The organism is Candidatus Sericytochromatia bacterium (assembly GCA_035285325.1).
In the GTDB taxonomy this organism is placed as follows: Bacteria; Cyanobacteriota; Sericytochromatia; order S15B-MN24; family JAQBPE01; genus JAYKJB01.
Map to the genome: position 1 here is coordinate 20,877 of JAYKJB010000057.1, position 19,293 is coordinate 40,169.

The 19,293-nt window shown below is 63.0% G+C and carries 16 protein-coding genes; 11 read left to right on the plus strand and 5 right to left on the minus strand.

Features of this window, described 5'->3' with window-relative positions; all coding sequences use genetic code 11:
* Positions 1-51 precede the first annotated feature (51 nt).
* Positions 52-1,362 carry a clostripain-related cysteine peptidase gene (locus VKP62_07230; GenBank protein MEB3196982.1) on the plus strand — a complete coding sequence of 437 codons (1,311 nt, stop codon included), beginning with the start codon at positions 52-54 and terminating at the stop codon, positions 1,360-1,362.
* Positions 1,363-1,364: 2 nt separating this feature from the next.
* Here the strand turns inward: VKP62_07230 and VKP62_07235 are convergent, their stop codons facing one another.
* Positions 1,365-2,201, minus strand: coding sequence for a hypothetical protein (locus VKP62_07235; GenBank protein ID MEB3196983.1), 837 nt, complete (start codon positions 2,199-2,201; stop codon positions 1,365-1,367).
* A 38-nt stretch (positions 2,202-2,239) separates the two neighbouring features.
* Complete coding sequence (aroA, locus tag VKP62_07240; protein MEB3196984.1) at positions 2,240-3,574, minus strand: 3-phosphoshikimate 1-carboxyvinyltransferase; 1,335 nt, start codon at positions 3,572-3,574, stop codon at positions 2,240-2,242.
* 138 nt (positions 3,575-3,712) lie between these two features.
* Here aroA and VKP62_07245 point away from each other — a divergent pair, with 138 nt between their 5' ends.
* The 8 genes from VKP62_07245 (at position 3,713) to VKP62_07280 (ending at position 11,101) form a co-directional block, all read left to right on the plus strand.
* Positions 3,713-4,624, plus strand: coding sequence for an isoaspartyl peptidase/L-asparaginase (locus tag VKP62_07245; protein ID MEB3196985.1), 912 nt, complete (start codon positions 3,713-3,715; stop codon positions 4,622-4,624).
* 239 nt (positions 4,625-4,863) lie between these two features.
* Positions 4,864-5,661, plus strand: a complete 798-nt coding sequence (locus tag VKP62_07250) for a hypothetical protein (protein MEB3196986.1) — start codon at positions 4,864-4,866, stop codon at positions 5,659-5,661.
* 153 nt (positions 5,662-5,814) lie between these two features.
* Complete coding sequence (locus tag VKP62_07255) at positions 5,815-7,461, plus strand: hypothetical protein (GenBank protein ID MEB3196987.1); 1,647 nt, start codon at positions 5,815-5,817, stop codon at positions 7,459-7,461.
* A 43-nt stretch (positions 7,462-7,504) separates the two neighbouring features.
* Entirely contained in the window at positions 7,505-8,119 is a 615-nt protein-coding gene (locus tag VKP62_07260; GenBank protein ID MEB3196988.1) for an adenylate/guanylate cyclase domain-containing protein, read from the plus strand.
* Positions 8,112-8,921 (plus strand): hypothetical protein, encoded by an 810-nt coding sequence (locus VKP62_07265; protein ID MEB3196989.1) that lies wholly within the window; start codon positions 8,112-8,114, stop codon positions 8,919-8,921. The genes VKP62_07260 and VKP62_07265 overlap by 8 nt, the downstream gene beginning before the upstream one ends.
* Positions 8,922-8,942: 21 nt before the next feature.
* Complete coding sequence (lepB, locus tag VKP62_07270) at positions 8,943-9,599, plus strand: signal peptidase I (GenBank protein ID MEB3196990.1); 657 nt, start codon at positions 8,943-8,945, stop codon at positions 9,597-9,599.
* 75 nt (positions 9,600-9,674) lie between these two features.
* The gene (locus VKP62_07275; GenBank protein MEB3196991.1) at positions 9,675-9,938 is read left to right on the plus strand and encodes a hypothetical protein; all 264 of its coding nucleotides are present in this window, start codon (positions 9,675-9,677) and stop codon (positions 9,936-9,938) included.
* 8 nt (positions 9,939-9,946) lie between these two features.
* Positions 9,947-11,101 (plus strand): SpoIID/LytB domain-containing protein, encoded by a 1,155-nt coding sequence (locus VKP62_07280; GenBank protein ID MEB3196992.1) that lies wholly within the window; start codon positions 9,947-9,949, stop codon positions 11,099-11,101.
* Here the strand turns inward: VKP62_07280 and VKP62_07285 are convergent.
* Both VKP62_07285 and dnaE read right to left on the minus strand, forming a co-directional pair.
* Positions 11,058-11,801, minus strand: coding sequence for a hypothetical protein (locus VKP62_07285; protein MEB3196993.1), 744 nt, complete (start codon positions 11,799-11,801; stop codon positions 11,058-11,060). The genes VKP62_07280 and VKP62_07285 overlap by 44 nt on opposite strands.
* Positions 11,802-11,923: 122 nt before the next feature.
* The gene (gene dnaE, locus VKP62_07290) at positions 11,924-15,949 is read right to left on the minus strand and encodes a DNA polymerase III subunit alpha (protein MEB3196994.1); all 4,026 of its coding nucleotides are present in this window, start codon (positions 15,947-15,949) and stop codon (positions 11,924-11,926) included.
* Between the two features lie 289 nt (positions 15,950-16,238).
* Between dnaE and VKP62_07295 the strand changes: the two genes are divergently transcribed.
* On the plus strand, positions 16,239-16,547 hold the full coding sequence (locus VKP62_07295; protein ID MEB3196995.1) for a hypothetical protein: 309 nt from the start codon (positions 16,239-16,241) through the stop codon (positions 16,545-16,547).
* Positions 16,548-16,739: 192 nt separating this feature from the next.
* Positions 16,740-18,575, plus strand: a complete 1,836-nt coding sequence (locus tag VKP62_07300) for an AarF/ABC1/UbiB kinase family protein (protein ID MEB3196996.1) — start codon at positions 16,740-16,742, stop codon at positions 18,573-18,575.
* A 12-nt stretch (positions 18,576-18,587) separates the two neighbouring features.
* On the opposite strand, the gene VKP62_07305 is transcribed toward VKP62_07300, so the two are convergent.
* On the minus strand, positions 18,588-19,292 hold the full coding sequence (locus VKP62_07305) for a DnaJ domain-containing protein (GenBank protein ID MEB3196997.1): 705 nt from the start codon (positions 19,290-19,292) through the stop codon (positions 18,588-18,590).
* Position 19,293: the final 1 nt, after the last annotated feature.

A 19,293-nucleotide genomic window follows, 5' to 3' on the forward strand; every position in this document is an offset into this window, starting at 1 on the left:
ATCTGAAGGACAGATTAAGCTTCCGTTGTGCGCAGAGAAGTGAGGCCCGGGTTGAACTTCCAATCATCATTGCCCCACCTGGCGTTGAGCCTGGCCCTCTTGCTGACCGGCTGCGGAATGGCGCCGGCGTCGGCTCCGCTCGCCGCGGAACGCGAGGGGAGTGAGCTCACCACGCGTTCGGACTCGCCGGAGATTGCCGCCCAGATCAAGGCCAACTTCATCTCTCAGGATGAAAGCGGCACCCTCGTGAAAGCGCTGCCCGTTCCCAAGAAGCCGAAGGACGTGACCTTTTTCTCCTTCAAGGCGCTCGATAACAACCTGGCCGTGACCTTGCCGATGCACCTCAATGTGCTCGAGAAAGCCGGCTCGAACACGGCCGTCAACACGGTCGTGCTGACCGACGATGTGGGTCCCAAAAACTCCCGCTGGTACTACATGACGCAGGACCAGAACCTGGAAGCGGTCGTGAGCCCCTGGGTCCCGGTCGGCAAGCGCGGAGAAGTCAACTCCGGACACGGAGGGGCCCTGGCCAGTGCGATGCGCCAGGCCTTCAGCAACTACCCATCCCGCCTGCGCTGGCTGGACGTCAACAACCACGGGGGTGGGTATTACGGGATCGCACAGGACGACCGCTCCGACGCGATGATCCGTCTGCCGCAGCTGGCCCAAGCGCTGCAGCGCGGACGCGGCGCTCAGAAAATCGACGTATTGACCTTTGACGCCTGCCTGATGGCCACACTGGAGGTGGCCTATGAACTGCGGGATGAGGCCAAGGTCATGGTGGCCAGCGAAGATTCCTCTTACGCGCTGGGCATGAATTACGACACAACCCTGGCCGCCCTCGGCAACAAGGTGCCCGCGGAACCGGCGGCCCTGAGCCGTGACTTGGTGCTGCGCGCGCAGCGAAAGGGCAAGCAGGTGGCCCTGTTCACGATTTCCGCCCTCGACCTGAGCAAGGCCGACAAGGTCACCCGAGCGGTCGACCAGCTGGGCAAGGCGCTGCTCGCAGCCATGCCCCGGCACGCTCCGGCCATCAAAAAGGCCCTGGCGAGCGTCAAGCCTTTCTACGTCGCCGGCCCTGACCAGAGCGACTTCAACCACCGCGACCTGCACGAGGTGATCGTGCAGCTGCGGGAACGCATCGATGACCCGACCCTGCAAACCGCCTGCGCAGGGGTCCAAGATACCCTGTTCAATCGGGGCGGGGTGATCATCATGTCCCGGGCTGCGCGGGAGGAGGGGAAAATCGCGCGAGGCCTCTCGATCTACCTGCCGACGAATGGCGTGGTGGACCCCATCTACAAGGAAACAGCGTTTGCACGTGCGACCCGCTGGGACGAGTTTTTGGCCAGCCTTCGCTGAGGTCACGCCCCGTCTCGAGGGGTCAGGAGATTCAACCCGCGCGTGATGATCTCGGCCGTCAGTTCGATGTCCCCCTTGGTCTGCAGTTTGCACCACTTCGTTTTGCCCGCGTCTGCCACGATGTGAAGGCCGTCCTGGTAAAACTCCACACGGCGAATCAATTCTCTGCCCAGCAGGAAGGTCTTGCCCTCCGCCCAATAGATGAGGCGCTGGTTGGTCGCGATCAGCTTGCCCTGGCTGGCGGTCTTGCCATTCGGGAGGGGCTCCTTCTTGTAGCGGATTCCCGACGCCTGAGCCTTAGCTGGTGCTGAAGCAGGCGGGGCGTCCGCCGCCGCAGTCGGCTCCTCGATGCCCTCGATCAAGGCGACCTGAGCAGCCCAGTGCGCCACCTCTCCCTTTTTGAAGGAATACCCCGGCACCTCGATCTCCGGAAGGTTGCCGCTGCGGATCTCGTGCAATTCCTGCATCCGACGAATCTGCTGCTTGTACCGCCGCACACGCTTGTCGTCCGAAAGTTCGAGGTAGTTCTCGATGCGAAGCAGTTCCTTCTCCTTCCGCTTGGAATAGCTTCCCTTCTCGAAGGCAGCACGAAAGGCCACCTGATAGGCCGCGAAACCGAAGCGAGCGATGTCCTCGTCCGTCAGACGATACTTCTCCTTGATCGCCTCAAGATCATCCACCTCCTGGTCGGTCAGGATGCCATCCGCCATGGCCTCCAGCAAGCGGGCCCGAAATTGCCGCATATCAGGCTTTTTGTCCTTCTCCAGGACGACCAGGTCCATCAACCGTTGCCACAGGCCCATCGATTCACACTCCAGGGGATGCGAGCGTTCCGCCAAGCCCTCTCATACCCCGGCGGGAATCCCTTTGAGTCGCCTCAACGCTGCACAATCCGCTGAAGGTCGGAAAAAAAAGCCGGGTAACTGGTGGCCACACAGGCCGTATCCACCACCGTCACGGGTCCGGATGCCAGCAATCCCAGAACCGCGAGGCACATGGCGATGCGATGGTCCCCCCCCGACGCCACCTGCCCCCCAAGAATCTGGGCGCCCCCCTGGATGGACAGTCCCTCGGGTGTTTCTTGCACCTCCACGCCCAGCGCGGAGAAACAGCGAACAATGGCCCTGAGACGGTCACTCTCCTTGTGCCGCAGTTCATCCACATCGGTGAACAGCGTGCGGCCATCCGCACAGGCGGCCGCCACCGCCAGAATCGGCAACTCGTCGATCAAGCGCGGGACGATCTCCCCTCCGATCGTGGTGCCACGCAGACAAGCACTGCGGACGACCAGATCGCAGAAGGGCTCTCCGCCGCCAATCTGCTCATTTTCGCGCCGGATGTCGGCACCCATCGCCAACAACACATCCAGCACCCCGGTACGGGTTGGATTGACGCCGACCCCGCGGATTCGCAGTTCGCTTCCGGGAAGCACGCTGGCGGCCACCAGCCAGAAAGCCGCCGAGGAAAGGTCGCCAGGAACGCGGAAGTCCAGTGGGGAGGGCGTCACCCGACCACGCAGCGCCACGGTCGTTCCTTCCCGCCACACCGGCACCCCCGCTCCCGTCAACATCCGTTCCGTGTGGTCGCGGGAGATGGCAGGCTCGCACACGCTCGTCTCGCCCTCCACGAACAAGCCCGCCAGCAGGACCGCGCTTTTGACCTGGGCACTCGCCACCGGCGATCGCCAGCGCAACGGCCGCAAGGGGCCCCCGCGAATGACCAGCGGGGGGAACCGTCCGCCCTCACGTCCATCGATCCGAGCCCCCATGGCCAGCAGCGGTTCCCGAATTCTGGCCATCGGACGCCGCAGCAAGGATGCATCGCCCCGCAGCACGGTCAAGCCGGGAATTCCCGCCGCCACCCCGGCCAGCAGGCGCATCGTCGTGCCGGAATTTCCGGCCCAAAGCGCATCCGCCGGCTCCCGCAGGCCATCGAGCCCCACCCCGTCCACCAACAAGGTCGTCGGCCCCGCCCAGCTGACGGGGACGCCCAGTAACTCCAGGCAGGCCACGGTGTCCAGGCAATCCTGGGCGGTGAGGAAGTTTTCGACCCGACTGCGTCCCCGCGCCAGCGACGCCAGCAAAGCAGCACGATGTGACATCGATTTGTCGGCCGGCACCACCAGCTCACCCTGAAGGCAGCGCGCGGGCTGAACCTCACGGCATTGAGGCGTGTCGGAGGCCCCCAACGGGAATGGCGACGAGGGCGACATGGGAGTTCCCCTGACAATCTGAGCGGTGCCGCCCGAAAAGGGGTCCAGGACAGCCTGCCGGACACCTGCGGCGCCAGGCCATGATGACACACCCGCAGGATGGTACAATCCGGGCCATCTTCAGGAAGGAGTCAAATCGTGCCACAGTGGGCGATCGCCGTGCATGGCGGCGTGGGGAATTCCCCCGATAATCTGGACGGCTGCCACGCGGCAGCGGCATGCGCCGCGGACTTGTTACGCGACGGGGCAGACGCCCTGGAAGCCGCAGTCGCCGCGGTGGTCAAACTGGAGGATGACGGCCGCTTCAACGCCGGTCGTGGTTCCAGCCTGCGCATGGACGGCGAGACCGTGGAGATGGACGCGGCCTGCATGGATTCCTCCGGCCGGCTGGGTGCCGTGGCGGCGCTGCAACGCGTGCGCAATCCGATTCTGGTGGCCCGAGCGGTCCTGGATACGCCCCACTGGCTCATGGTGGGAGACGGGGCGGAACGCTTCGCGCGGACCCTGGGACACGCCGTTTTCAAGGAAGTCACTCCCCGGGCCCGCGCCATTCACGCCAGGGTCATGGAAGCTTTGGCGTCGGACACGCCCTACGACTTCCAAGACGAATGGCGCACCTTTGACTACAAGGCGCAGTGGAACTTTCCGACGGCCTGGCAGGAGGTTGTCCGGGCGCACGGGACCAGCACCGTGGGCGCCGTGGCCATGGATGCGAACGGTCTGTTTGCCGTGGCCGGCTCGACCGGCGGCTCGAGCCCGATGCTGTACGGTCGTGTGGGCGACACGCCGATTGTCGGCTGTGGGTTCTATGCCGGGCCAGCCGGGGCGATCGCCTGCACGGGCATTGGCGAAGAGATCGTCAAGGAATTCCTCGCCCGAACCGTCTACGGCTGGCTGGCAGAGGGAATGCCCCTGCAGGAGGCGCTGGATAAGGGCGTGGCACTGTTCCCTGCCGAGAGCATCGACATCGGACTGATCGGTGTGACGCGCGAGGGTGGGGCCTGGGCTGACAACCGGCAGATGCCCGCCAGCGTCCTTTCGGCCGTCTGAGCACGGGACAAGGCGGCAAGCCGCGCCAGAACCGGCACCCGCTTCGACCATCGATGTGGTTACAGCACCCCCAGCATGTGTGATAATGATCGACGTTTCTTGACCGGCAGGCGGAGCCTTGGCAACGGGCGTGGACCACGTCCAATGCGAGCCTTCCTCCAGATGGATGTGGGAAACCTGGTCTGTCAGTGTCTCCAACCGTGAGGCAACTACCGACATTTCGAAGGAGTCAGAGTTCGATGAGTGGGATCCAACGGGCCATCCTGGCCGCCGCCGTGCTTTCCTCGACTGCCGCCACCTGGGGCTGCAACACGGAGTCGTTCAACGCCATTAATTCGACGCTTGCCAGCGTCAACAAAACCGCCAACCTGACGCAGGGCAGCGCGCGCCTGCCGACCGCCGCAATCGCCACGGCGATGGGCGGGGTCGAACTGGTCAAGGCGCTCTCGAGCAAGTCGACGCCGTTGATCGCCGCCGGCAGCCGCAATTACAGCCTGCAGCAGTTTGCGCCGGGCACCAATGTCACCGAAACCATCGATCAGAATGGCGTCAAGGCGACAGTGACCTACAGCAGCAAGGTCGACGAGGCGAATCAAACGGTGGAGTCGGAAATTACCTCTTTCAAGGGCAACACCCAAGGGTACGCAATCAACGCCGCTGGAAAGTTCACCTACAAGCCCCGCACCCGGAGCATTGGCGATGTGTCGGCGATGTTGAAGGGTGACCTGAGTTACAAAACGCTCAAGGTTGAACTGCGGGAGGTCTCCTTCGCGACGGAAGACCCGATGCCCAAGGATGCCGCCACCATCGGCAAGTTCGTGCTGTTTGCCGACGACGCCGGCGACAAGACCTTGTTCGACGCCTCAGTGGGCATCAAGGCTGGCAAGATTGTCGCCAAGGCCGAAGTCACGGTCAATGGCAAGAAGCAGCCCAACCTGGTCGACTTCAGCGAAGACAGCACCACCGACCTGGAAGCGCCAGCCAAGTCAGCTGGCAACCTGGGCCCGGCTGGACCGAAAGGCCCGCAGAACATCTAGGCACTTCCCGCGTCAGGGGCCACGCGCCACGAACGCTGCCGCCCCTGACCGGCCCCCCGCTGCGATATCAGTCACCGGGGCAAGGCACCGTCTCGGCTGCGCGTTGCACCCATTCGACCGCGTGGCACTCAGGAAGGATAAACGATCCGCATTATGCGTCACTCAACTCTTTTTGCCGTTCCCCTGGCGGCCACCTTGCTGGTGAGTGGACTGGCCACCCCCGCGCAGGCCTCGATCCCGGTGTATGACGCCAGAACGCTGGGCATGGGCGGAAATTCGGTCGGCTACGCCGCCAACGGTTCGCTGGTCTACTGGAACCCCGCAGCCGTGGCCAACAGCCAGAACTTCGGGTTGTTCCTGCCCACCCTGGGCGTCTCGGTGAGCAACACCGTGCTCGGCGTGGGGCAACTAACCCCCTTGCTGGGCGCGGCCAGCGGGGGCTTCACGGCCCTCGGCGGCCTGCTCGGCAACGGAAATGACAGCCTGCTGGGGAAACTGGGCAGTGCGGATGGTCTGAACATCCAGGCCCGGGCCCTGATCGAACCGTTCGGCATTTCGCTGGGCAAGGTGGGGCCGGGCAGCCTGGCCCTGCGCGTCTACGGCAACGTGAACGGCGTGGCCGGGCTCAATCTGAGCAGTGACTTCGCGCAGGACATCAATGGCTTGGTGCTCCAGAATGGCTTCTCGGAGATCGTCAGCGCAGCCCAAGGCGTCGGCGCGGGAGCCGCCGCCGGCCTGACCGGGGACACCACCGCGCTGAACAAGAGCGTCGGTGACCTGCGGGGGGCCCTGGAAAAGAACATGAAGTCCTTCATCATCGACGGGAAAAACAAGACCAGCGGCACCAAAAAGAGCTTCAGTGCCACCACGATGACCGGCACCACGGGTGCCGTGGCGGCCACCTATGCGCAGCAGTTTCCGCTGCCCGGGGCATTTTCCGAACGCTTTCCAGACGCCCAGCTGAGTGTCGGCGTGACGGGCAAGGTGCTGCAAAGCGGCAGTGGCTTGCTGGCGGGTGTCGTTCCATCCTTGCCCTTGCCGGGTGGTCCCAGCGGCGCCAGCTTCAATCCGCTGGCCGGTTCCGCGGCGATTTCGCTGGACATGGACCAGGAAGTGACGGCCCTGGTGAACTCGATCGCCGCCTTCCAACAGGACGGCACCAACCTCGCCACGATCGGGGACCTGCTGGGGTCCGTGCAGGGCTTCCTGACTAAAGGCTTGCCCAAGACCACCGTCAACTTTTCCAGCTTGACGCCGGCCAACACCGGCGTGGCTGCTGACGTGGGCGCGCACCTGAGAATCGATCGCTGGTGGTCGCTGGGCCTGACGTTGGTAAACCCGGTGCTGTTCTGGAACGCCCAGCGGGTGAACTACAAGTACGTCTTCAACCCCAGTTCGACGACGACCCCCTTGTCCTTGGTTCAGGATGGCGCGCCGCAGAATGTCGCCTTCCGGGTGGCGGAGCCGTTCGCCGTGCGGGCGGGCCTGGCCTTCACCCCGCAACTGGAGGGCAAGGGCCCTGGCTTCCTGGTCAATGACATTCTCCTGACGGCGGGTCTTGATGCGCCGATCATCACCGGTCTGGACCTGCCCAACCGGCCGGTGCTGTCCCTCGGATTCGAAAAGCTGTTCGGCCCACTCGCCCTGCGTCTGGGCACGCAGCAATTCGGTTACGCGCCGTTTTACACGGCGGGCCTGGGCATCCAGACCCGCTGGGTTCAGCTCAATGTGGGGGCAGGGACAGACCTGCCGGCTATCCGCGGGGGTGCCGTGTCCGCCACGATGGGCATCGGCTTCTGAAGCCAGGAGGCCTCCCACGCGCATCTGGCGACGCCCGGTTCCTGTGTCGAATCTCTCGGAGGCGCCTCTGCCGGTCAGAGGCGCCTATCGTGATGTGACGGTGCTGTTCTCCGACCTGGAAGGCTTCACCTCGATGGCGGAACGCCTCCCGCCGGAAGCCGTGGTGGCGCTGCTGAATGAATACTTCGCCGGCATGGCCGAGGTAGTTGAACAATTCAGGGGGCGGATCGACAAGTACATCGGTGACGCGATGCTGGTGGTCTGGGAGCAAGAACAAGCCGAAGGCGCGGGCCTGGCCACCCAGGCCGCCCTGCGGATGCAATCAGACCTCGCGGCCCTGCAATCAAAATGGCTCAGCGAAGGGAAATTACCGCTCAAATGCCGCATCGGCATCAGCAGTGGCAAGGTCATCGAGGGCATGATCGGAGGCCCCGCCCGACAGGAGCGAACCGTCATCGGGGACGCCGTCAACACGGCTTCTCGCCTGGAGGCCCTCAACAAGGTCTACCACACCGACATCATTCTGGGGCGTAGCACCTACGACCTCGTCGCCGAGCGCGCGTGCGTGAGGCCCTTGGGCATCGTGACCATCAAAGGCCGCCAGGAGCCGCTCGAGGTGTTTGCCCTGACGGGTTGGGGGGGGCAGGACCTTGGCTGAGTCCGGCGGCACCCTCGCGATCTTCCTGAGTGACCTGCGATTGGTCGGAACAGCCGGCGCGCTGGCACTTTATCTGCTCTGGAGTGCCTGGCCTCGACCCGGGATTGCTGCGCTGGGTCGCATCAGCCTGGCCGTCACGGCGCTCTGCGCCGTCCTGCTGAGCGTGGTGGGGGATGCCCCCTACGCCCCCATTCGAGACACCCTCGTGCTGGGTGTTCTGGGGCTCTTTCTGGTGATGTCAGCCTGGTTCAGCATCGCCCCGCTGGGCATCCTGGTCAGCCTGATGGTCCTGTTCGGCATCAGCTGGCCCGAGTGGGCCCCTGCCGCTTGGGGACAATTTTACGGTGCGCCCCGTGCCGGCGCCGATGTATCCGCCTACTGGGGGCGCCTCCGAGACATCCTCGGCAGCCTGGCACTCGTGGCGGCAGTCCTGTGCCTGCAGGCCCGATTGGCCACCGGCCTTTTCACCGAACGCCGGACCGGTGGAGGCCTGGCCTCACTCGATGTGCAGCACGCGGGCCAGTTGCTGGCTCGCCTGGCGGCTCCGCTCTTCCTGCTGGCCGTTGGGGCCGGTAGCTGGAGTGTTTACTTCCAGTCTGGCCTGCGCGTGGTCGAGGGCTTGCGGCTGGCCGGTCTGGTAATCCTCGGGGCAGCCTCCTTGACCCTGCTGTTCCCGCCGAGTGGACGCCAGCGGAGGCGAAAGTTGCTGCAGCTGGTGCTGGCCCTCGGGCTCGGCAGCGCACTCTGGATGGCCGCCCCCCAAGGGGCCCCACACTTGACCCCGACCGGCATCGCTCCGTAAACTCCAGACTGAGGACCACGCGTGAGCGAAAAAACCTACCATCTCGGACCGGACGAGGCGACCAGCCCATCTTTGCCGCCCCCTCCGCCGCCGTCCAACACGCTGTGGCGACGGGCTGTCGCTTACTGGAAGGCCCCCAAGAGCAAGAACCGCGAGTACATCGAAACCTTCGTCATCGCGGTGTCATTGGCGCTTTTCGTGCGCGCCACCGTGGCCGAGGCTCGCTTCATTCCATCGGAGTCGATGCTGCCGACGTTGGAGGTTGGCGATCGCCTGATTGTCGAAAAACTGACCTACCTGTTTGCCCCGATCGAGCGCGGAGACATTGTGGTCTTCACGCCGCCGCCGCGCGCCATGAGCAATGGCAACGCCTTCATCAAGCGCGTCGTCGGACTACCAGGCGAGACGATCGACATCCGCGATGGCCGGGTTTTCATCGACGGGCGCCTGCTCAAGGAACCATACATCCTGGAGGCGCCCCGCTACCCCGACCCCGATTGGGAGCGACTGGGCATGCCGGAGGGCCGCATTCCCTCGGACGCTGTTTTCGTGATGGGGGACAACCGCAACAACAGTCAGGACAGCCACGTCTGGGGGGCACTCCCGATTCGCAACGTGATTGGCCAGACGGTCTTTCGTTTCTGGCCATTTCCCAGACTCGGCCCGATCGCCTCTTGAACGGTAGGCCGGCGGCCCGTTGGACGTGTGACCCGCCGCCTTGAACTGCCCCCCTCCGCAAATTAAGATGAAGTCATGCCGACGCTAACAGCCGAACAAGCCATCTCACGCTTGCTTGCCGACGAGGGCTGGCAAGCCCCGCTCAGCGCGGAGGCCGTCGCGCGCGTCGTGACCCAGTTGGAAGCCACCCTTTCGCCGGAAGCGCGTCTTTCCGAAGCAGAGCTGGAAAGGCTACAAGGCGCCCTGCGGAGTCTGGGCGATCTCGCGACAGCGCGACAGGCTGGTCCACTCACCGAGATGGCCCTGCTGGACGCTTGGCTGCCGCTGATTCAACGATGACGATGCCCGTGTTATCCCGTTCCGCCCTGCTGGGGCTCGTACTGTTCTCAACAGCCACCGGTGCGGCTGAGGCCATGCCGGCCGAGTTGCGCGTCGGGGTTCTGGATGGCGTGTCCCGCGCCGTGGTGGCCGCCTCCACGCCCGCGCAGATTTTCAATGCGCAGGGACAGGCGATCGGCAAGATGGACGCCCTGCAAGGCTGGTCGGCGTCAGTTCAGGCCGGACAGGTGCGTTTGCAGGGCCCCCGCGGTCAGGCCGTGACGCTCGGTCAGGTGGGCTACATCATCGGCACGGCGGCCGAAAATACCGTTCCGCTGGTCTTCGCCGGGCCACGCTGGTATCGAGGTAACCTGGAGTTGCGCGCGGGGAACACAGGCTTGGTGGTGATCAATCGGACCGATCTCGAGAATTACCTCAATGGCGTGGTGCCGTCGGAAATGTCGGCGACCTGGCCGATGGAGGCCTTGTCGTGTCAGGCGATCGCCGCGCGCTCCTATGCCCTCGCCAACCTCAACAAGCACGGGCGTCGCGGCTACGACGTTTGCGACACGGATGAGTGCCAGGTCTATCGGGGCGTGGGAATCGAGGCGGCATCCACCAATCAAGCCGTGGCCGGCACACGGGGCATCGTGCTGATGCAAAATGGGCGGGTCCTGCCGGCCTTTTTCCACGCCTCCTCAGGCGGCTACACCGAGAACAGCGAGGACGTCTGGATCCAAAAGCTGGATCACATCCGGGCGGTGCCGGACTATGACCAGAACTCACCACACTTCACCTGGTACAAGAACGTGCCGGCGGCCACCCTGGCCAACCGACTCGCGAATCGGGGCGTGCGCGTCGGGGGGCTACGGGAACTCCAGCCGGTCTCTCGCTCCTATTCGGGCCGCGTGCGCACGGTACGTGTCGTGGGCACCCTCGGCACCGCCACCATTTCAGGGGAAACGCTGCGCACGGCGGCTGGACTCGCCAGCACGCTCTTCAATCTGGCGCCACGCGGCCACGCCAACGGCAAGCCCACGGAATTCGCCTTTGCCGGGCGCGGCTGGGGCCACGGCCTCGGCATGTCGCAGTGGGGCGCCCGCCGACTGGCAGAAGGTGGCTACAGCGCCAGCCAGATTCTCAGCCATTATTACCCTGGCGCGACCCTGCAGCCTGCGCCTTGAGCATCCCGGCGCGGTCCGACGCCGTGAAACGCCTCTGCGACCACTCCAGGGCCTGCATCAGGACAGCCGACTCGACCCGTTCCGGGGCCCCAGTGCCATCGACCTTGCAGTGGATGGGAATGTCATCCACCAAGGCCTCGGTGGCATCCAGGCTCCAAGCCGGGTCCCAGGCGCCGTCACGCTGGATGATGCGGCGTTGACGCTCGGCCAGAGGAACTTCCAGGAACGCCAGAAAAAAGCCGCAACGCCCCAACCAATCGCCCTCGATCGGAAAGCGCAAATCGTCCACCACCACGGGTTTGGTCTGGCGCAGAAAGTCTCGCCGCCAACGCGTCAGCCAGTAGTTCGGGTCCCCCCAGCCGTAGGCATAGCCCTCCTGATACAGGGCGCGATAGAGGGCCTCAATCCGTTCTGGTGGTGCCTCCGGGAACAGGTGATGGGCCAGCGCGTCGACTCGTTCCCGGCGTGCGGGCTCATAAGGCGTATCGATGCCACGCCAGGCAGGTGACCTGGCAGCCCCGCCTACCCGTTGCAAGACGGCCCGATCGACCTTCTTGTCGATGGCACGCCCCAACAGGAGCGTGGAGAGGTAACGCAAAGGCGTGGCCAAACTCATGCGGACGTAGCCGTGTTCCGCCTCGAGGCGTTCCGCCACGGTGGTCTTGCCCGCCCCCATGGGGCCCGCGATACCGATGTTCACGCGCATGTTCCTCCAGGTCGACCTGCCAGGTCATGATAACAGTGCTGGCGTCGTCCGACGGTTGGCAGCCCCGAATGTCCCTCCGGTGTCGAGCGAGCGGGGCTTCGACGAGCGTAGCAGGGTCAGGAGGAAACGGCCAATTCACGCATGGGTTCCGCCTGTTCCAGGCGCACCGCCGGGACTCCCAACATGCGCTTCAACTCGAACAGCAGTTGCTCGTTCGGGTCGACGCGGAAGGGTTCCCCGGCGAGCACGACCTCGGCGCGATGGGGAAAATGGAACACCAAGGGGGTATCGCCAGGATGCGCGGCGACCAGGTTTCTCATGGCCAGTAATCCTCCCCCCTCCACATCCTCCGGCAAATCAAGATGCAGGATCGGCAAATGCGCGAGTGGCTTGATGCTGGCCGCAAGAATCTTGCGTTCGTCATCCCGATTGGAGAACTTCCCCTTCACGAGCAACTTGGCGTCGTCCCTCAGCAGCAAGGCGTGCTTCTCGTAGCATTCCGGGAAGAAGACGACCTCGATGGACCCTGTCAGGTCCTCCAGGACACCGCTCATCATGGTCAGGCCCTTCTTGGTGACGGCCTTGCGCGTGGCCAGTAGCAGACCTCCCACCACGACGGCGGCGCCATCGCTCACCTCTTCGACCTCGGCCAGGACGTGGGTGCTGTACATGGCCAGCTTGGAGCCAAACACCTGCAGCGGATGGCCGCTGACGTAAACGCCCAGCAATTCCTTCTCGAGGGCCAAGGCCTCGTCAGGGGCCAGCGGGGGAACGGTGGGCAATTTCGGTTTCGGGGCCTGAAAGGCGTTGTCACTCGAGGCTTCCGTCACCACAGCAAAGAGTGAGATCTGTCCGGAGGCCTTCTCCCGTTGCTGCCGCGCCGCCCGCTCCACGGCCTCATCCAAAGCCGCCAGCAACTGGGCGCGATGGGGACGTTCGGGCAATTCATCGAAGGCTCCTGCCTTGATCAGGGATTCGATACAGCGTTTGTTGACCGCTTTCATGTCGACTTCTTCGCAGAACTGATAGAAGTCGACAAACTCCCCCACCCGCTCGCGCGCCTCAAGAATCGACTCCACCGCCCCGGTCCCCACGTTTTTGATCGCGGCCATGCCAATCCGGATGCGGCCCTCCTTGATGGTGAAGTCCACTTCCGAGGCATTCACATTTGGCGGAGCCACATCGATACCCATCTGATGACAGTTATGGATGTAAAGCTGGACCTTTTCCTGCGTCCCCATCACGCTGGACAGCAGGGCGCACATGTATTCGATCGGGAAATGGGCCTTGAGATAGGCCGTCCGGAAGGTCACCACCGCATAAGCCGCCGAGTGGGACTTGTTGAACCCGTATTCGGCGAACTTGGCCAGGTTGTCGAACAGGGCTTCGGCCTTGTCGGACGGGTGGCCCTTTTCCGTGGCGCCGGCCAGGAAAATGCCCTTCTGCTTTTCCATTTCCTCGGGCTTCTTCTTGCCCATCGCGCGCCGCAGGAGATCGGCCTGGCCCAGCGAGTAACCGCTGTAGACCTGCGCAATCTGCATGACCTGCTCCTGGTAGATGCAGTTATGGACGTAGAGGCCATTGGCCACGAAGTTGTGAATGCCCTCGACGGTGATGTCGTAGACCCGCTCCCGCCCGGCCGGTGTGATAGTGGCAATCGACACCCAGCGCACCCGCGACAGGCGTTCCAGTTCAGAGGCCTCCCCAGCGGGCGCCACGCGGATGGCCGAACTCTCCGGGTCGAGTTCGCGGAAAAGCGCATCGAAGGCCCGCAACCCTCCCACCTGGAACCTGGTTTTGGCCTGGAACGCATAATCATCCAGCAGGTAGGTGGCCACGGGGGCTCCAATCAGGTCGCCAGGCCGCAGGTCCTGCAGTTCTCGCCACCCCTGGGCCGTCAAGAAGCGGTGGTCGGCAGTGGCCTTGATCTGGCGACCATCAACCGTCACCAGTTCCCAGACCGCCTTCACGCCCTGGTCGAAAAAGTGTGTGACCCGCGCGACACTCGGGGTGAGCGCATCATCCACTCCTTCGACCAGCATGTGATCCCGACCGCGAATCGCGTCGAGCCTGACGTGCTTGCCCGAAATGGCATCCCGGACCAGGGTGTCCCCGGTCAGGCAGGTCCCGTAGGTATCCTTGAGAATCGGCTCAAGACTGTCGTGCGGATAATCGATGGCCTCCCGCCCGTGTTTGCGATTGATGAAGCCGTCCACCATGCCCGATTGCAAGGGGCCCGGGCGATACAAGGCCAGCAGCGCGGCCAGGTCTTCAAACGTGCTCGGCTGAAGCTGAGCCACCAGCTTGCGCATGCCCTCCGATTCCAGCTGAAAGATGCCGACCGCATCCCCACTGCACAGCAGCTCATAGGTTTTGGGATCGTCCAGCGGCACGAGGGCCCAGTCGATATCCAGCCCCCGGAATTGCTTGATGAACTTGAGGGCCTTGGCAATCATCGTGAGATTGCGCAGCCCCAGAAAGTCCATCTTGAGCAGGCCCATCATTTCGAGGTATTTCTGCTCGTACTGGGTGGCGACGAACCCGCTGTCATCCTTGCCGGCCTTTTGGAGCGGCACCAGCGTGTCGAGCGGATCGCGCGAGATGACGACACCCGCAGCATGGATGCCGGTGTTGCGGACGTATCCTTCCAGCTTACGGGCCAGCGAAATCAGCTCGCCAACCTGCGGATCGGCCTTGGCTGCCCCATCCAGCTCGGTGCCCTGTTCCGTGGCCTTTTCCAGCGTGATGCCCAGTTCGGGGGGCACCAACTTGCAGAGACGGTTGGTCTCGGAGAAGGGAAACTCCAGGACACGCCCCGTGTCCTTGATGGCCGCTTTGGCGCCCAACGTCCCGAACGTCACAATCTGCGCCACCTTGTCGTGGCCATACTTGTCCTGGACGTATTTGATGACCTCGCCCCGACGTTCGATGCAAAAATCGACGTCAATGTCAGGCATGCTGACCCGCTCGGGATTCAAAAAACGCTCGAACAGCAAGTTGTATGGCAATGGATCCAGGTCGGTGATGCCCAGGCAGAATGCCACGATCGAGCCGGCGGCCGAACCGCGTCCAGGCCCCACCTCGATGCCGTTGGACTTGGCCCAGTGAATGAAGTCCCAGACGATCAGGAAGTAACCGGGGAAGCCCATCCGGGTCATCATGTCGAGTTCGTATTGCACCCGTTCACGAATGGTGGGCGTGAGATCCGGATAGCGCTTCTCTGCGCCCTGCCAGGTCAGGTGGGCGAGATAGCTGCTCTCGGTGAAGCCTTCCGGCAGCGGGTACTGAGGCAACTGCGGCCGCCCCAGTTCGATGATGAGATTGCACTTGCGCGCAATTTCGAGGGTATTTTCCACCGCCTCCGGCGCGTCGGCGAACAGGGCCCGCATCTCCCCGTCGCTTTTGATGTAAAACTGGTCGGTCTTGTAGAGCTTGTTGGGGTCTGAGAGGAGCTTGCCCGATTGGATGCAGACGAGCGCGTCGTGCGTCTTGTAGTCTTCGTGGCAGGTGTAGTGGGCATCATTCGAGGCCACCAGCTTGACGCCGAGTTCCTTGGAAAACTCCCGCAGCACCTTGTTGACCCGCGCTTGCTCGTCAAAACCATGGTCCTGGAGTTCGAAATAAAAATCGTCACCACGCAGCGATTTGAACCATTCGGCACGCGCGTAGGCGCCATCCACGTCGCCCGCCAGGATTTTTTGGGGAATCTCGGAGCCAAGACAACCCGATAGCAACACGAGGCCCTCGTGGTGAGCCTCCAGCAGTTCGTAGTCCACCCGCGGCTTGTAGTAATAACCCTCGAGATGGCTCTTGCTGACCATCTTCACCAGGTTTCGGTAACCCGTGCGGTCCTTGACCAGCGCAATCAGATGGAAGGTTCGATTGGGGCTTTGCTTGCCGTGACTGCTGCGATCACGGCGGTCTTTGCAGATGTAGAGTTCACAGCCAATGATCGGCTTGACCCCTTTTTTCTTGGCCTCGCAGTAAAACTCGAGGGCCCCGTACATCACGCCGTGGTCCGTCAGGGCGATCGCCGGCTGCTCCAGTTCCGCGACCCGTTTAACCAGCTTGGAGGTGCGATTGGCCCCATCCAGCAGGGAGTATTCCGAATGCACGTGAAGGTGAACGAACTTCCCCGCCACGACGCACCTCACTCTTCCATCGCTCGTCTCGTCGCGATGGGCCGCAGTCCGACTTCCTGAGGGCATGGTAGATCGGGCCTGGTTGGTTGTCTATGACTCACGCACGGTTCAATGAGCCGTCATCGCGCCGTTCCGTCGAAAGGCGAAGGGAAACGCGGCGCCATTGAGAAAAACAGAAGAACATGGAAAAAAACACGCAAGATTTCCTTAAGATGGGGTATAAGATTAATACCCGGTTAAACTGGTGACCTTTTCTTAATCATCTGACCGTCTGCAAGCGAGGCGTCCCATGCGCAACATGTTGTCTTTCGTCTGCCCTGAACTCGATACCACCTACCAGGATGCGTATCGCGAGCTGGCCCAACACCTGGAGATGAGCATCGATGAGACGATGGAGCGCTTTGCTCCGGACGATGCCGTGGCCGGTCTGCGGTATCACCGTCGGCAGGCCCGCCGTCGGGCGGTGTTCCAGGAACTCGCCACCGAACTGGGCGTGGACGCCACCACGGTCTTTGCGGCTTGCTCCGCGGATGGTGCGCAGATTCTCCTGGACGCCATCCGTGAGAAGCAATCGTCGGTGGCATTGAGCGCCTGCTAGACGCCCTTGCGAGGAAGCGAAGGGCAGCACGCCTCCGCAGTCCCCCGGTGATATCGCCAACGCCCTCGCGGGCCCGCCACTTCGTGGGAAGGAGCGGGCCTTTTCTTATGGGGGTGTGCGCCTCGCCGCAGCCAGGGCCTGGGCGCGTGCGGTAGACTGGGGGCCCGTCCCGTTTGCTCCCGAGATTGCGCCATGGCCGAGTTCAAGACTGCCCTTGCTGCCCCGACGCCTGCCCAGCGCCGCTCCGAGATCGCGTCGATTCTTTTCAAGCACGGGCTCGACACCCTGCTGTATCACCTCAGCCTGGTGGATTTTCTTCCTGCCACCTTGCGCGGCCGACTCTCGCGTTACGTCGTCACCGCGCGAAATCTGACGGACGAAGGCGATGAGGTCGAACTGCGGCTGCCGCTGCCGCAGGTGTTCCGGACCGTCCTGGAAGAACTTGGGCCCACTTTCGTCAAACTGGGCCAGGTGCTCTCCACCCGAGCCGACCTCTTACCGCCGGCCTACATCCAGGAACTCTCCAAACTCCAGGAGAAGGTCACGGCGATTGACTGGTCCCAGATGGAAGCCGTTCTGCTGGAAGAATGGAACGGAAAGATCAAGGAACGCAATCTGGGCGAGGCGGAGGTTTCTGCCGCGCGCGAGATTTTTCAGGAATTCGACCCGTTTCCCCTCGCAGCAGGCAGCATCGGGCAGGTTTACAAGGCGACCATCTATGACCCGGAGATCAAAAAGCCGCAACAGGTCATCGTGAAGTTGCAGCGACCGGGCGTGGAAGGTGTGGTCGAAGCGGACCTGGCGCTGCTGAAAGACTTCGCGCGCACGCTGAGCAAGAACTTCGAATGGGCGCGTTTTTACAACATCCAGGAGATTGTCGAGGAATTCGCGGGGGTGATTCGGGGGGAGATGGACTTTACCCGCGAGGGCACCAACACCGAGATCATCGGCGTTTCCCTCAAGAAGCACTATGCCAAGCAGGTGTCCACCCCGCGCGTGTTCTGGGACTATTCGGGACACCGCATGCTGACGCTCGAGTTTGTCGAAGGCGTGAAGATCTCGACCCTGTTCCCGGGTTACCAGCCGCCCCTGGGCAGTGCGCCCCCGTTAAGTTTGAGTGTCGAGCAGAAGAAGGTGCTGGCCCAGACCATCACGAACGTCTTCCTGCAACAAATTTTCGTTGACGGTTTCTTCCACGCGGATCCTCATCCCGGCAACCTGATGGTGCGCTGGGACTGGAAACTGAATCGCCCTGAAATCGTCATCATCGACTTCGGCATGGTGGGACGCCTCGACCCCCGCTCACGTGACCTGCTGATCGACTTCCTGCTGGCGATCGTCCAGTTCGATGCCGCACGCGCCACCGAACGCATCCTCGAGTATGGACAGCCAAGCCGCAACATCGATCGGCACGCCCTCGCCACGGAACTGGACCACCTGCTGCGCTCGGTGCTGGGCAAGCCCATCAAAGAGGTCGAGGTGGGTCAACTGCTGCAGCAGATCCTCAACCTGATGGTCCAGTATCGCGTGCGGATGCCGCCCAGTTTTCTGATGATGGCCCGCGTATTCGTCACGATTGAAGGCATCAATCGGCAACTGGATGAGGAGTACATGCTGATCAAGGTCGCGGAACCGTTCATCATGCAGACCCTGACAGACCAGTTCTTCGCGCAACTCAACCGACAGGAACTGGCCCGAACGGCCATCGATTGGCGCAACATTGCGGTGCGCACCCCTCGTCAACTCGACGATATCCTGACCCAGCTCAACGCAGGGCGACTGCGCTTCGAGCACAACCTACTGGGCACCGAACAACTGCAGCGCACCATCGCCGTGATCGGCAACAAGATCAGCTATTCGCTGCTGGTGGCCGCCATGATCATGGGCGCGGCCATCGTGATGCACGCGCCGACCACCTATCGTCTGCTGGGCTATCCGGTCCTCAGCCTGGCCATCTTTTCGGTATCGGCGTTGATGGCATTGTGGCTGCTGGTGTCGATCATGCGCTCAGGCACCCTGCGCCAGTAGCGTCCACCCCGTCTATCGCTTGCCGGCGGCCCGCCCCTTGGCGCTGCCCTTGCCCTTCTTGCCCTTGGCATCCTTCTTGCCGCCACCAAACAGCGACATGATGGCGGCCAGCAGCCCCCCCTTTTTCTGCTTTTCTTCGCCCGGCGCGATATAGTACTGGCGAACGATTTTATGGCGTTTGTCAATTTTGTAAGCCTGCTCGAGGGCCTTCTGAGCGGGGGTTTTCAACCCCTGCTGGATGTAGGCCAGCCCCAGGAAGGCATGGTAGTCAGCCACTGACGGGTCCAGCCGTGCCGCCTCCTTGTAGTGTTGAATGGCCTTGGCCCAGGACTTGTTCATGTGAGCGTTCTTGCCAAGGTCGAACTGGTTGATGGCCTGATTCTTGCGCGCCTCACTCAGGACGCCTTCATCCTCCCCGGAGGCCACACGCCCCCCGGACGCCCCACCTTTGGCACCCGGAGGCGGGCCTGCACTGGCAAAGCCGAGGCGACGAGCAAAATCGTATTCGGCTCGCTCTTCCTCATCCTTCAGAATGTTGTAGGCATTCGTGATCTTCCCGAACTGCACGGTGGCCTGATCACGTCGCTCTGGGTCATCCGGGAAGCGATCGGGGTGCAACTCGATGGCGAGTTTCTTGTAGGCCTTCTTGATCTCCTCCGGCGTGGCGCTCTCCTCCACGTTGAGAAGCTCGTAAAGGTCCTCCTCCCACAGTTCCAAT